General features: G+C 73.0%; 14 protein-coding genes. 9 read left to right on the top strand and 5 right to left on the bottom strand.

The window, feature by feature from the left end; translation table 11 throughout:
- Nucleotides 1-55 precede the first annotated feature (55 nt).
- Together A8713_RS01175 and A8713_RS01170 are read left to right on the top strand one after the other, a co-directional pair.
- Nucleotides 56-682 (top strand): SAM-dependent methyltransferase, encoded by a 627-nt coding sequence (locus A8713_RS01175; RefSeq protein WP_064530977.1) that lies wholly within the window; start codon nt 56-58, stop codon nt 680-682.
- A gap of 85 nt (nt 683-767) precedes the next feature.
- Nucleotides 768-1262 carry a DinB family protein gene (locus A8713_RS01170; RefSeq protein ID WP_064530976.1) on the top strand — a complete coding sequence of 165 codons (495 nt, stop codon included), beginning with the start codon at nt 768-770 and terminating at the stop codon, nt 1260-1262.
- A 41-nt stretch (nt 1263-1303) separates the two neighbouring features.
- Here A8713_RS01170 and A8713_RS01165 read toward each other — a convergent pair whose 3' ends face one another.
- Complete coding sequence (locus tag A8713_RS01165) at nt 1304-1666, bottom strand: maleylpyruvate isomerase N-terminal domain-containing protein (protein WP_064530975.1); 363 nt, start codon at nt 1664-1666, stop codon at nt 1304-1306.
- Nucleotides 1667-1868: 202 nt separating this feature from the next.
- On the bottom strand, nt 1869-3584 hold the full coding sequence (locus tag A8713_RS01160; protein WP_064530974.1) for an MFS transporter: 1716 nt from the start codon (nt 3582-3584) through the stop codon (nt 1869-1871).
- 292 nt (nt 3585-3876) lie between these two features.
- Here A8713_RS01160 and A8713_RS01155 point away from each other — a divergent pair, with 292 nt between their 5' ends.
- From A8713_RS01155 to A8713_RS01140, 4 genes are all read left to right on the top strand, one after another.
- Nucleotides 3877-4689, top strand: a complete 813-nt coding sequence (locus tag A8713_RS01155) for a TetR/AcrR family transcriptional regulator (RefSeq protein WP_064530973.1) — start codon at nt 3877-3879, stop codon at nt 4687-4689.
- 183 nt (nt 4690-4872) lie between these two features.
- Nucleotides 4873-5349: a hypothetical protein gene (locus A8713_RS01150; protein WP_064530972.1), complete on the top strand. Its 477-nt coding sequence runs from the start codon at nt 4873-4875 to the stop codon at nt 5347-5349.
- 62 nt (nt 5350-5411) lie between these two features.
- Complete coding sequence (locus A8713_RS01145; RefSeq protein ID WP_173860790.1) at nt 5412-5804, top strand: helix-turn-helix domain-containing protein; 393 nt, start codon at nt 5412-5414, stop codon at nt 5802-5804.
- A gap of 85 nt (nt 5805-5889) precedes the next feature.
- A complete protein-coding gene (locus A8713_RS01140) occupies nt 5890-6300 on the top strand; it encodes a VOC family protein (protein ID WP_064530971.1) in 411 nt (136 codons plus the stop codon).
- Between the two features lie 31 nt (nt 6301-6331).
- Here the strand turns inward: A8713_RS01140 and A8713_RS01135 are convergent, their stop codons facing one another.
- Nucleotides 6332-6970 (bottom strand): TetR/AcrR family transcriptional regulator, encoded by a 639-nt coding sequence (locus A8713_RS01135; protein ID WP_064530970.1) that lies wholly within the window; start codon nt 6968-6970, stop codon nt 6332-6334.
- Nucleotides 6971-7072: 102 nt separating this feature from the next.
- Here A8713_RS01135 and A8713_RS01130 point away from each other — a divergent pair, with 102 nt between their 5' ends.
- A complete protein-coding gene (locus tag A8713_RS01130) occupies nt 7073-8119 on the top strand; it encodes an aldo/keto reductase (protein WP_064530969.1) in 1047 nt (348 codons plus the stop codon).
- A 66-nt stretch (nt 8120-8185) separates the two neighbouring features.
- Here A8713_RS01130 and metX read toward each other — a convergent pair whose 3' ends face one another.
- Nucleotides 8186-9352 (bottom strand): homoserine O-acetyltransferase MetX, encoded by a 1167-nt coding sequence (metX, locus tag A8713_RS01125; protein WP_173860945.1) that lies wholly within the window; start codon nt 9350-9352, stop codon nt 8186-8188.
- The gene (locus A8713_RS01120; RefSeq protein ID WP_079158788.1) at nt 9349-10713 is read right to left on the bottom strand and encodes a bifunctional o-acetylhomoserine/o-acetylserine sulfhydrylase; all 1365 of its coding nucleotides are present in this window, start codon (nt 10711-10713) and stop codon (nt 9349-9351) included. Before A8713_RS01120 ends, metX begins: the two co-directional genes overlap by 4 nt.
- Before the next feature lie 614 nt (nt 10714-11327).
- On the opposite strand from A8713_RS01120, the gene A8713_RS01115 reads away from it, so the two are divergent.
- Together A8713_RS01115 and A8713_RS01110 are read left to right on the top strand one after the other, a co-directional pair.
- Nucleotides 11328-12197, top strand: a complete 870-nt coding sequence (locus A8713_RS01115; RefSeq protein ID WP_064530968.1) for a DUF1684 domain-containing protein — start codon at nt 11328-11330, stop codon at nt 12195-12197.
- Between the two features lie 301 nt (nt 12198-12498).
- Nucleotides 12499-13482, top strand: coding sequence for an ABC transporter permease (locus A8713_RS01110; protein WP_064530967.1), 984 nt, complete (start codon nt 12499-12501; stop codon nt 13480-13482).

Genomic DNA, 13482 nt, shown 5'->3' with positions numbered 1-13482 from the left:
CTGGGCCTGTTCCGCGACAGGTTCCGCGACCGCGACCGATGGAGGAAGAGCCCCGATGAGTACCGAGGATGCCCTGGAGTTCTGGGACGGCGTCTACGCGGCCCGGCCGGTGGCCACCGAGCCCCGGCCGAACGCGCGGCTGACCGAGACGGTGAGGGGTCTGCCGCCCGGTGACGTGCTGGACCTGGGGTGCGGCGGGGGCGGCGACGCGCTGTGGCTCGCCCGCCAGGGCTGGCGGGTCACCGCCGTCGACGTCTCGGCCGTGGCGATCGACCGGCTCACCGCACTCGCCCTCGCACACGGCCTCGGCGACCGGGTCCGCGCCGAGCGGCACGACCTCGGCGCGTCCTTCCCGGACGGCCGGTTCGACCTGGTCAGCGCCCACTATCTGCAGACTCCGCTGGCCCTCGACCGGTCCGCCGCCCTGCACGCCGCCGCTCTCGCGCTGCGGCCGGGCGGGCGGCTGCTGGTCGTCGACCACGGCTCGACCGCGCCCTGGTCCTGGGTGCAGGACCCGGACGTGCGCTACCCGTCCGCGCAGGAGGTCGCCGAGGGCATCGGTCTCGATCCGGCGTCCTGGACGGTCGAACGGGCCGACGCGCCCCGCCGGACCGCGACCGGCCCGGACGGCAGCACCGCCGAGGTCACCGACCACGTCCTGATCATCCGCCGCACCGCCTGAGACGGTCCCCGGCACGAAACGCCCAGGCAGCCGAGCGCGCTGCCTGACATGACGTCAGAAGCAGGCCCCCGCACAGGAGAACACCATGCCCACCGCGCGCCGTCGCCGCAGCGACACCCCGCCGCCCCGGACCGGAGACAGCGAGATCGAGGTCCTGCGCGGCTTCCTCGACTACCTCCGGCACTCGGCCGCCGCCAAGGTCGAGGACGCCCCCGAGCCCGGGATCAGGACCGCCGCGGTGCCCTCGGGCACAAACCTGCTCGGTCTGCTCAACCACCTCACCCACGTCGAGCGGTCGATGTTCCTCGGCGATCGGGTCACCGACTGGCAGGCGACCTTCCACGCCGCACCGCAGGACAGTGCCGCCGACGTCGTCGCCCGCTACCGGACGGCGGTCGAGCAGGCGAACGCGGTCCTCGACGGGTGCACCGACGCCGGTGCCCCGGTGCCCCGCCCCCGGTCGGACCGGCCCGCGCCCAGCGTCCGCTGGGCGCTCACCCACATGATCGAGGAGACCGGCCGCCACGCAGGGCACATGGACATCATCCGGGAACTGCTCGACGGGGCGACCGGCCGCTGAGGGCCGTGCCCTGTGCCCTCGGCGCGCGGGCGCACGGCTTCTCAGTAGCCGCTGAGCAGAGCCCGTACCCGCCGCAGGGCCTCGGGGCCCGCGCCGCTGTGCCAGCGCGACGGATCGGCGGGACGCCGTCCCCACAGCAACAGCACCCGGGTGGCGGCGTCGCTCCTGGTCGGACATCCGCCGGTAGGGGCCTCCCGCTCGAAGCCCCTGGTCTCCACGGGTGTTTCGGCCAGGACTCCCTGGAGCACCCGGGCCAGTTCCTCGGCGTTGCCCGTCTGGTGGACCAGGACGTCGCGCACGGTCCACGCCTCGCACCAGGTGCCGTCGTCGGGGCGGCGCTCCTGCACGGCGCGGACGAACGGGACCAGTTCCGGCAGGGTCTCCTCGACCCGGGTGGGGATCATGTGCGATGGGTGTCCCGCTCGGGCCGCCCGCCAGACCGTGAGCGTCCCGAGCGGGACCGGCCCGCCTGGCTGCGGGAACGCGCGCGGCCAGGTGCGGAACGGGTGCGTCCGGGCGCGGGAGGTGTACGGCCGGGCAGCCCCCTTGCGGTCCAGGGCTGCCCGGCCCGCCGCGCACCGGTGTGCGTGCCGCGCCGTGCCCGGCTCAGTGCGCGCCGGACTCGCCGGGGCGTGCGTGGCGCGGCAGGAGGAAGGCGAGCAGGAAGGTCAGGACGAGCATGCCGTCGACGATCCACAGCACCGTCTTCATCACGGTGCCGAAGCCGCTGCGGAAGGCGGAGGACGCCGTGTCCTCCAGCGCCGCGGGTATCCGGGCCGCGTCCTGGGGCGACGTCACCGCCGACCGGGTGTCCTTCTCCAGCCGGGTGCAGGAGGCCGGGGTCGTCTCGGGGTCCTTGGCCACGGCGCGGTCCGAGGCACAGGTGCGCAGGTCCAGGACGACGCGGTCCTGGGCCGCCGGAGCGACGTGCGCGGCAGTCAACTGGCCCCGCAGGGTGTCGGAGTGGTCGTCGACGGCACTGGCGATCCCGCCGCCCAGCAGGCCGAAGAACACGGTGCCGAGCAGGGCCACGCCGAAGGCGCCGCCGAGCTGCTGGATCGCGGTCATCGTGCCGGACGCCGAGCCCGTCTCGTGCTGCTCGACGCTGGCCAGCACAATGTCGAAGAACGGGGCCATGAGCAGACCCATGCCCACACCCGTGACGAGCAGGGCCGGCAAGAGCTGCCAGGGGCCGACGCCGCTGCCCGCCATGTCCAGGGTCAGCCAGACACCGAACACACCGAGCGCCATCACCAGCGTGCCCGCCTGGAGCACGGCACGACCGAACCGGGCGACGGCCTGGGCGAGCCCGAAACCGACGATCATGCCGCCCGACCACGGCACCATCACGAGGCCCGCCTTGAGGGGCGAGTAGCCGAGACCGATCTGGGTGTAGAGGTTGAAGACCAGCATGAAGCCCTGCATGGTCGAGAAGAAGACCAGTCCGAGGGTCATGCCGCCGCTGAAACCGCGCTTGCGGAAGAGGCCGGGGATCACCAGCGGGTCCTGCCCGGCCCTGCTGCGCCGCGACTCGTAGGCGCCGAAGGCGATGAAGACGAGCACCGAGGCGCCCATCATCAGGAACGTCCACAGCGGCCAGTCGTACTCACGGCCCTGGACCAGCGGGAAGATGATCAGCATCGCGGCCAGCGAGACCAGGATCATGCCGGGGATGTCCAGGCGCGGCTTGCTGCCGGAACGGCCCCGCGGCAGATAGCGCACGGCACCGAGCAGGGCCGCGGCGCCCAGCGGCAGATTGATCAGGAAGATCATCCGCCAGCCGGTGCCGAAGTAGTCGGCGTCCACCAGCCAGCCCGCCAGGATCGGTCCGCAGACCGCGGACAGCCCCATGACCGGGCCGAACAGGCCGAAGGCCTTCTGGGACTCCTTCGGCGGGAACATCTCCTTGATCATGCCGAGGCCCTGCGGCAGCATCACCGCGCCGAACAGGCCCTGGACGACGCGCGCGCCGATCAGCATCTCCGGGGACATGGCGATCGCGCACAGGAACGAGCCCAGGGTGAAGCCGCCCGCTCCGACGAGGAACATCCGGCGGCGCCCGTGGATGTCGCCGAGCCGCCCGCCGGTGACGAGACCGACGGCCATCGACAGGGTGTACGCGGCGGCGAGCCACTGCAGGGTGGAGGCACCGCCGCCGACGTCGGCCCGGATGGAGGGGCCGGCGACGTTCGTGACGACGGCGTCGAGCAGATCCATCACCTCGGCCGCGAGGATGACGAAGAGCGCGGCCCAGCGCCACCGGTAGGGCGCCGGCGGATCGGCGTGGGGTGTCTCGGCGGACGCGACACCTGTGGTGGACATCGGTACTACTCCTCGCGGACGGGCGGGCCCGGGAGGAAGACCCCACGGGCACGGCGGGACGGACGGATGCGCCTCCGTGCGCGGGCTCGCGCCGGGGACGACAGGTCGGCCACCCCCCGGAGAACAGTGTTCACTGTACCTGAACACCGATCATCCAGAGAACGGCGTTCATCAAGATATAGCGCAACTTCGCGACCCGGACAAGATATATCGCGTACTGTTCATCCTCCCGGTGCGCACAGGCGGTCGGCCAGTAGGTGAACAGTGTTCTCCGGTTGCCTAGACTGGGCTCATGAACGACGCGGCCGCCCACACCCCCGGATCCCCTCCGCCCACTCCGTGGGAGCGCAGGCGCCCCTCCCGCCCCCGCCTCACGCCCGCGCGCACTCCCCTGACGCGCGAGCGCATCGTGGACGCCGCCTTCGAGGTGCTGGACCGGCAGGGGCTCGACGGGCTGTCGATGCGCCAGGTGGCGGCCGGGCTGGAGGTGACGGTCTCCGCCCTCTACGCCCACGTCAGCTCCAAGGACGACCTGCTCCAGCTCATGTACAACCGGCTCTTCGAGGGCGTCGAGATGCCCGAGCCCGACCCCGAGCGCTGGCAGCAGCAGCTGCGCGACTTCGCCCGCTCGGGGCGCCGACGCCTGCTGGCCCACCGGGACATGGCCAGGATCTCCATGGCCCACGTCCCCTTCACCGCCGAACTGCTGCCGCAGGTCGAGTCGTTCCTCGGCATCCTGCGGACCGCCGGACTGCCGGACCGCATCGCGGCCGAGGCCGGCGACCTCATCTCCACCTACATCGACAGCTTCGTCATGGGCGAGACCATGTGGCAGGGGCGCGCCGGCCAGGACGAACGCGACGCGCCCGCCGGTTCCGGCCCGGACTGGAGCGGGATCGCCGAGGAGATGCGGACGTACTTCGCGTCCCTGCCCGAGCGTGACTTCCCCCATCTGCACGCCCTGTCCGGGCTGATGGTGACCGAGTCGGCCGACGAGCGGTTCGACATCGGCCTGGAGATCATCCTGCGCGGACTCGCGAGCTATCTCCCGGACGCCCGGCCGGGCACGGACCCGGACGACGGCGAGCCGCCGTGCCTCGGCTGACCGGCCGGCCTGTGCCGGCTGACACGTATCACCCGGGTGCCGCGCGCGGTGTCCGGCGCTCCGGCCGCGCACGAGCGGGCCGCGCCGGGACTGGACGCGGCGCGGGGCGGGGAGACTCGGGACAAGCGCGCCGGTGACTGTCGTACCGGCGCGGCCGTCGGCGGAAGGAACGGGTGGCCTCGGATGGATCCGGTGTCGGTGGCTCTGCTCGGCGCGCTGGCGGGCGGTGCCGGTGGTGAGCTGGGACAGCAGGCGTGGGCGGGGCTGACCGCGCTGGTGCGGCGGCCGTTCCGGCGCTCCGCAGATGACGGCGGCGCGGACGGCGGCACCCCGCCGGTCGTTCCGGGGCAGCGCGAACTGGCCAGGCTGGGCGAGGACCCGGGCGATCCGCGGCGGGCGCGGGAGCTGAGCGCGGCGCTGGCCCGACGAGCCCTGTGGGACACCGGCTTCCGCCACGACCTCGAAGCCTGGTACGCGCGGACCAGGACCCTCGGCATCGAGGAGGGCGCGGTGCGCAACACCGTCAGCGGCGGCACCCAGAACGGCCCGGTGCTCCAGGGCCGGGACTTCTCCGGTGTCTCGTTCGGGGCCCCGGCCCCGCCCCCGCCCCCGAGTCCGGCGCCTCGCCCCGCCGCCCCGGACGAGGACCCGGGGGACTGAGGCCCGCCCGCGCCCGGGGGGCCGTGCGGCCGGCTCCCCCCCGGCGGTGGGATGATGGCCGGGTGAGCCGGGCCGTGGAGGACAGCAACCGCCGTATGCTGCGGGCGCGGGACGCGATGGACCGCGACTACGCGCGTCCGCTGGACGTGCCCGCCCTGGCCCGGATCGCACATGTGTCACCGGCCCACTTCGCCCGGACCTTCCGGGCCACCTTCGGCGAGACCCCGCACCGCTACCTGCAGCGTCGCCGGGTGGAGCGGGCGATGTTCCTGCTGCGCGGGACCGGCCGCAGTGTCACGGACATCGGGATCGAGGTCGGCTTCGCCAGCACGGGCACGTTCAGCCGCACCTTCCGGGACATCGTCGGCAGGTCACCGCGGACGTACCGCAAGGAGGCGGTGGCCGCCGGGGTCCCGACGTGCTTCACCATGGCCTGGACCCGGCCCAGTTCCTGACGTCGCGTCAGGCGCGGTCCGGGGTCTCGGCGATCGAGCAGTTTCGGATAAGTTCTCCGCCCCGCCGCTCGGTAGCGTGAGCGTCATGTTCAACGCCATCACGCACTCGCAGATATACGTCCTCGATCAGAACGAGGCCCATGACTTCTACGTCGGCAAGCTCGGCCTGGAGGTCGCCGCCGACATCGACATGGGCTTCATGCGCTGGCTGACCGTCAGCGTCCCCGGCCACCCCGAGCGGCAGATCCTGCTGGAGCGGCCGGGCGCCCCGGCGATGTCGGAGGAGGTCGCGGAGCAGGTGCGCGAGCTGGTGACGAAGGGAGCGATGGGCGGCTGGCTCATCCTCACCACGGACGACTGCCGCAAGACCTACGAGACGCTGCTGGAGCGCGGGGTGGAGTTCACCGAGGAACCCACCGAGCGCCCGTACGGCATCGACTGCGGTCTGCGCGACCCCTTCGGGAACCGGATCCGCTTCACCCAGCCGAAGGGGTGATCACCGGGGAAGGTCCGCGCCGGGGGGCGGCTCACGCGCCTTCCCGCGCGTCCCCCGTGTCCGGCACCACGTAGGCGCCCGCCCGTGCGGCGGTCGCCGCCGCCTCGGCGGCCCGGTCGGCGGTGGCCTCGTCGAGCGGGTCGCCGCTGATCAGCAGCCGGTGGTAGAGGGGGGCGGAGACGGCGCGGATCACCTCCCGGGCGTCGGTGCCCGGGGGCGCCTCGCCCCGCTCGACGGCCTGCCCGACGCAGGGGGCCCACTCCTTCAGCCGGATGTCGTAGAAGCGGTGCAGCGCCTCGGCCGTCCGCACGTCACATGTGGCGGCCGCGATCAGGGCCCTGAACAGCGCGCCCTGGCGCGGATCCGTCAGAGTGCGCCGCACCAGGCGGGCGTTGGCCCTCAGGTCACCGAGCAGCGAACCGGTCTCGGTGCGCGGCACGGACTGCTCGGCCATGTCCACCAGGACATCGGCCAGCAGCCCTGTCACGGTTCCCCAGCGGCGGTAGACGGTCGTCTTGCCCACGCCGGCACGGCGTGCGACCTCGGTCAGGTCGAGGTGGGCGAAGCCGTGCTCCGCCAAGGAGTCCTCGGCCGCCCGCAGCACCGCCTGGCGCACCCTGGCGGTGCGCCCGCCCGGCCGCACGGTTCCCGGTTCGGCTTCGTCCGACATAACGGCACTCCAGTTCCATTAACTCCATGGGCCTGCTACCTTTGGCGGCGGCTAACGAAACTATAGACCCGTTAGCTGATCCGTCGGTGAAAGGGGTCAGTCATGGAGTACAGGCGACTGGGCGCGTCCGGGCTCATGGTCCCGGCGCTGAGCTTCGGTGCCGGGACGTTCGGCGGGCAGGGACCGCTCTTCGGCGCGTGGGGCACGACCGGCGCGCAGGAGGCGCGGCGTCTGGTGGACATCTGCCTGGACGCCGGGATCACGATGTTCGACACCGCCGACGTCTACTCCGCCGGCGCCTCCGAGGAGGTGCTGGGGCAGGCGGTCAAGGGCCGCCGCGACCAGGTGATCATCTCCACCAAGGCCGGTCTGCCGACGGGGGACGGCCCGGGTGACGCGGGCTCCTCGCGCTCCCGGCTGATCACCGCCTGCGAGGACGCGCTGCGCAGGCTCGGCACCGACCGCCTCGACCTGTTCCAGCTGCACGCCTACGACGCCGGAACACCCGTCGAAGAGGTGCTGTCCGCCCTCGACACCCTGGTGCGGGCCGGCAAGGTCCGCTACACCGGGGTGTCCAACTTCTCCGGCTGGCAGGTGATGAAGTCCCTCGCCGCCGCGGAGAAGCACGGCCACCCGCGCCATGTGGCCCAGCAGGTGTACTACTCCCTCCTCGGCCGCGACTACGAATGGGAGCTGATGCCGCTCGGCGTGGACCAGGGCCTCGGCGCGATCGTGTGGAGCCCGCTCGGCTGGGGGCGGCTCACCGGCAGGATCCGCCGTGGAGCGCCGCTGCCGCCCGGCAGCCGCCTGCACCGCACCGCCGACTACGGTCCGCCCGTCACCGACGACCACCTCTACGGCGTCATCGACGCCCTGGAGGCCGTCGCGGCCGAGACGGGCAAGGCGGTGCCGCAGATCGCCCTCAACTGGCTGCTCGGGCGGAAGACCGTCTCCTCGGTCATCATCGGCGCCCGGGACGAGGAGCAGCTGCGGCAGAACCTCGGCGCCGTCGGCTGGAGCCTCACCCCCGAGCAGGCCGCATTGCTCGACGCGGCCAGCCACCGCACGGCGCCCTACCCGTACTTCCCCTACGAGCGTCAGGAGGGGTTCGCCCGGGTGAACCCGCCGCTGTACCCCGCGCCCTGCTGAGAAGCGCTCTCGGGGGAGGCGTCCGCCCGCGCGGAGCGCGCGGGACCGCCGTCCCCGCCGAGCGGTTCACCCCCCGGCGGCTGCCCCGTCCAGGAGCTCCCGCACGAGCGCGGCGACCTGCCCCACCTCGACGAGGAACCCGTCGTGGCCGTACGGGGACCGGATCGTACGCAGCCGCGCGCCGGGGATCCCGGCCGCCAACTCGGCCTGCTGGTACGGGGGATAGAGGCGGTCGGAGTCGATGCCCGCGACGAGGGTCCTGGCCGTCACCCGGCGCAGCGCGGCCCGTGTCCCGCCCCGGCCGCGACCGACGTCATGGCTGTTCATGGCCTCGGTGAGGACGACATAGCTGCCCGCGTCGAAGCGGCGCACGAGCTTGGCGGCATGGTGGTCGAGGTAGGACTCGACCTGGTAGCGGCCGCCGCGCCAGGGGTCCTCCGCGCCCTGCGGCGTACGGCCGAAGCGGTCCCGCAGCTCCGGTTCGCTGCGGTAGGTGAGGTGGGCGATGCGCCGGGCCAGGCCGAGTCCCGTGTGCGGGCCGCGCCCCGGACCCGCGTCGTGGTAGTCACCGTCGTGCCAGTGGGGATCGTCGCGCACGGCGTGCAACTGTGCGTTCGCCCAGGCCAGTTGCTCCGCGCTCGCCGCGGCACCGGTGGCGAGCAGCAGCAGGGCACCGGTCCGCTCCGGACGGCTCACCGCCCACTCCAGCGCCCGCATGCCGCCCATCGACCCGCCGACGACCAGTGCCCAGCGCCCGATGCCGAGCGCGTCGGCCAGACCCGCCTCCGCCGCCACCTGGTCCCGTTGTGTCAGGAACGGGAAACGGCTGCCCCAGCGGTGCCCGTCCGGGGCGGGGGAGGCAGGGCCGGTGCTGCCCTGGCAGCCGCCGAGCACGTTCGGCGCGACGACGAACCAGCGCCGGGTGTCCAGGGCCCGCCCGGCGCCGACGAGCCCGTCCCACCAGCCGGGCCCCGGGTGACCGGGCCCGGCCGGGCCCGCGACATGGCTGTCGCCGGTCAGCGCGTGCAGCACGAGCACCGCGTTGGAGCGGTCGGGCGCGAGCCGCCCCCACGTCTCGTACGCCAGGCGTACCCCGGGAAGCTCGCCGCCCGCTTCCAGGGGGAGCGGCGCCGCGCGCTCGTACCACAGGCGGCGCCCCGGCGGGTCCCCCTCCCGCCAGGCCCCGGAGGCCGGCGGGAGGGGAACCCCGGGGGACGTCGGCGCGGTGCTCAGGACGCGCCCTTCGCCGCGCGGAACCCCGCCTCCAGGTCGGCCTTGAGGTCGGCCAGGCTCTCCAGCCCGACCGACAGGCGCACCAGGCCGGGCGAGGCGCCGGTGGCCGCCAACTGCTCCTCGTCGAGCTGGCTGTGCGTCGTGGAGGCCGGGTGGATGATGAGGCTGCGCACATCGCCGATGTTGGCGAGGTGGCTGAACAGCTCGACCGCGTCCACGAACCGCTTGCCGGCCTCGATGCCGTCGCGCAGCTCGAAGGAGACCACGGCGCCGGCGCCCCGGGGCAGATAGGTGCGCGCCGCCGCGTGCCACTTGCTGGACTTGAGCCCCGGATAGTGCACGGCGGCGACCTCGTCCCGCTGCTCCAGCCACTCGGCCAGCGCCAGGGCGTTGGCCGAGTGCCGTTCGACGCGCAGGCTCAGCGTCTCCACGCCCTGGAGGAGCAGGAAGGCGGAGTGCGGGGAGAGCGCCGGGCCGAGGTCCCGCAGCAACTGGACCCGGAGCTTGACGGCGAACGCCCCCGGACCGAGCGCGGGCCAGTACCGCAGCCCGTGGTAACTGGGGTCCGGTTCGGTGAAGTCGGGGAACCGCTCGGGGCGGGCCCCGAAGTCGAAGGTGCCGGCGTCGACGACGACACCCGCGATGGCCGTGCCGTGCCCGCCGAGGAACTTGGTCGCCGAGTGGACGACGATGTCCGCCCCGTGCTCGATCGGACGCAGCAGATACGGGGTCGGGATGGTGTTGTCCACGATCAGCGGCAGCCCGGCCGTGTGCGCCACGTCCGCCACCGCCCGTACGTCGAGCACGTCGCCGCGCGGGTTGCCCAGCGTCTCGGCGAACAGCGCCTTGGTGTTCGGCCGCACCGCCGCCCGCCACGCCTCGGCGTCGTCCGGGTCGTCCACGAACGACACCTCGATGCCCAGCCTGGGCAGCGTGTGCCGGAACAGGTTGTAGGTGCCGCCGTACAGCGATGTGCTGGAGACGATGTGGTCGCCGGAGCCGGCCAGCGTCAGGATCGCCAGTGTCTCGGCCGCCTGCCCGGAGGCGAGCGCGACCGCCGCCACCCCGCCCTCCAGCGCGGCGATCCGCTGCTCGAAGACGTCCTGGGTGGGGTTGTGGATACGGGTGTAGATGTTGCCGGGCTCGGCCAGCGAGAACAGGTCCGCGGCGTGCTGGGTGTCCCGGAACACGAACGACGTGGTCTGGTAGACGGGCGTCGCCCGCGCGCCGGTCGTCGGGTCGGGTGCGGCGCCCGCGTGGATCTGCTTGGTCTCGAAGGACCAGGCCGAGGTGTCGGGACCTGCGGGTTCCTCGTCCGCGGTGTGACCGGCGGTGACGGAGTCGACGGGCTGGCTGCTCATGGCGGTTGCTCCTTGCACGGGGAGGGCGGGAACGCCCGGGGTACGGGGGAGGGGAGGCGGGGCGCGCGTGGACGCGGAGGGCCGCGCCGGGACGTGGGGGACGCCGGGGAACCGCAGGACAGGCGCACCCGCCGCATGGGCGGGTGGGCACAGCGGTGCGGAACGGGGGAAGGACGCGGTCGGAGACCGGAGCGGGGCTCAGCTCACGACGGAACAGGCCGTGGTGGTGACACGCACGTAGTCGACGTGGCGGCGGGTCACGAGCACGGTCATGGGGCCAGGTAACCACAGGGGAGCGGCCGCGCACCAGCACCTCGCGGCCGTTCCACCGTGCGGGCGGCGGGCCGGGCGCGCCGTTGACACCTTTCGCGCCGCGTGCTTGCATCCCGGCATGCCTCCGTCGGAGCCGCTGACCCGCCGCCGTGCCGTGGACCTCGTCCGCGTGGCCGCCGCGCTGTGTCGTCCGCTCGCGGACTGACCTCCCTCAACTCCCTTGTTCCGAGCGGGCGTTCCCCGGCGTAGCGGGATGCTGCCCGGAACCGGTGCCGCTCGTCCCGTCCCCGGGCGCCGCCGCACGCACCCGCACACACCCGCACATCCGGCAAGGAGCACACATGACCGTCCAGGACACCGGTCGGCACACCGACCGGCACACCGCCCAGGACACCGATCAGGACTTCGACCGGAAGAGCTTCGTCGCGGCCTGGGAGCGGTGGCACCGCCAGAAGGAGGAAGCCCTCTCCGCCCCGCACGGATTCCTCGCGATCACGAGCCTGCACCGGCTGAGCGCGCGTCCCGCCCGGTTCGAGGACGCGCCCGGAGCCTGGTCCAGCACCGACGAGGGAGTGGTGGTCGACCTCGCCGAGGTCGAGGAGCTGACACTCGACGGCCAAGTCCTGCGCGGTCGTCACGACTTCGGGGTCATCGCCGAACGCGACAGCCTGTACCCCGCCGCCGGTGACGCGGTCGTCGAGATCGCCAGGCGCGGCGGCCAGGACATCCTGCGCCCACGCCACCCAGGCAACGGACTGCGGACGTCCTTCACCCACACGCCCGCCTACGAGCCGGACCCGCGCTGGGTCCTCACCGGCCGCTTCCTGGCGTTCGAGGAACCCCGCCCGGTCACGGTCGGCGCCGCGGTGCCGGGCCTCGAACACGTCTACGACTCGCCCGGTCAGGTCGAGTTCACCCTGGACGGCGGGGTGCACCGGCTCACCGCCTTCAACGGCAGGACACCCGGCAGCCTGCTGGTGCTGTTCACGGACCGCACCTCGGGCGTCACGACGTACGCGGCCAGCCGCTCCCTCCAGATCCCCGCACCGGACGCCGACGGCCGGGTGACCGTCGACTTCAACCGTGCCGGGAACCTGCCCTGCGCCTACACCGACCTGGCCACCTGCCCGCTCCCGCCGGCCGGGAACCGGCTGCCCGTCGCCGTGGAGGCGGGCGAGCGGATCCCGCTGGAGCGGGGCGGGAGCGACTGACCCCGGCGTGCCGGTCCGCACGCGATCCGCGCGGGGCCGGCGCGAACGTAACAGCGGGACCGAACCAAGATCATCCGAATTGCACCCGTATACCGGGATGTTTGCTACGGCGACATGTCGACCTCGTGGCGGCACCGGCGAAAGGCTGGTGCCGCACCCTCGGTACGGACCAGGCTGACCCGCACACCCCGTGTGTCACTGTTCCGCACCCGCAGAAAGCCGCACCTCGCATGTACTCGACCTGTTCCTCCGGCGCGCCCCGAAGGGCGCTCACCCCCAGTGCGGTGAGGAGGTGCCGCGCATGCTGCGCCATGTGACACGCAAGGCGGCGGGCTGGCTTCTGATGATCGCGATCGCGACCAACGCAACGTATTTCTTGGCGAGTTGGTTCCTCGACCCGCGTTCGAACTACCGTGAGCTGCGGCCCGTGCGCACCGAGGAGCAGATCGACCGGGCTCTCGCGCCGTACAACCTGGACCCCCGGGTGCCGCTCGTGCACCGCTGGTGGGACTGGCTCACCTCGGTCACCCTGCACTTCGACTGGGGCACCTCGCCCACCGGCGTCCCCGTCAACGGCGAGGTCGGCTACCGCGCCCTCGTCAGCGCGGAACTGGTCGTCGTCGCGACCGTCCTGTCCGTGGTGATCGGCGTCGCGCTCGGCGTCCACACCGCCGCCCGCCAGTACGGCTGGGCCGACCGGGTGACCCAGGCCCTGTCCGTCCTCGTGTTCAACATCCCCACCTCCGTCGCCGCCCTCGCCGTCGTCTTCGTCGCGATCTGGCTGAACCAGCACGCCGGACTGCACTTCCTCTACGTCGCCGGTGAGAACTCGCCCGACGTACAGGGGCTGCTCCCCACCCTGGGCGACCGGCTCCTGCACCTGATCCTGCCGACCCTGACCCTCACCCTGATGGGCTACGTCGGCTACCACCTGACCCAGCGCTCGCTGCTCCTCGACACGATCGACGCCGACTTCGTGCGCACCGCGCGGGCCACCGGGCTCACCCGCGCCCAGGCCATCCGCAGGCACGCCCTGCGCTCCGCGCTCATCCCCACCGCGGCGTCCGTGGCGTTCAGCGTCCCGGCCGTCTTCACCGGCGCCGTCATCACCGAGACGATCTTCGGCTGGAACGGGATGGGGCGGTACTTCGTCCAGACCATCAGCAACAACGACGTGCACGGCACGGTCGCCACCGCCGCCTTCGCCGCGGCGCTCACCGCCGTGGGCGCGATCCTCGCCGACCTCGCCACGGTCTTCCTCGACCCGAGAGTGCGGGTGAGCTGA

The sequence above is a fragment of the Streptomyces sp. SAT1 genome, from assembly GCF_001654495.1.
In the GTDB taxonomy this organism is placed as follows: domain Bacteria; phylum Actinomycetota; class Actinomycetes; order Streptomycetales; family Streptomycetaceae; genus Streptomyces; species Streptomyces andamanensis.
The sequence above is the reverse complement of the archived record's forward strand: the minus strand, read 5'-3'. Positions and strand labels throughout refer to the sequence as shown.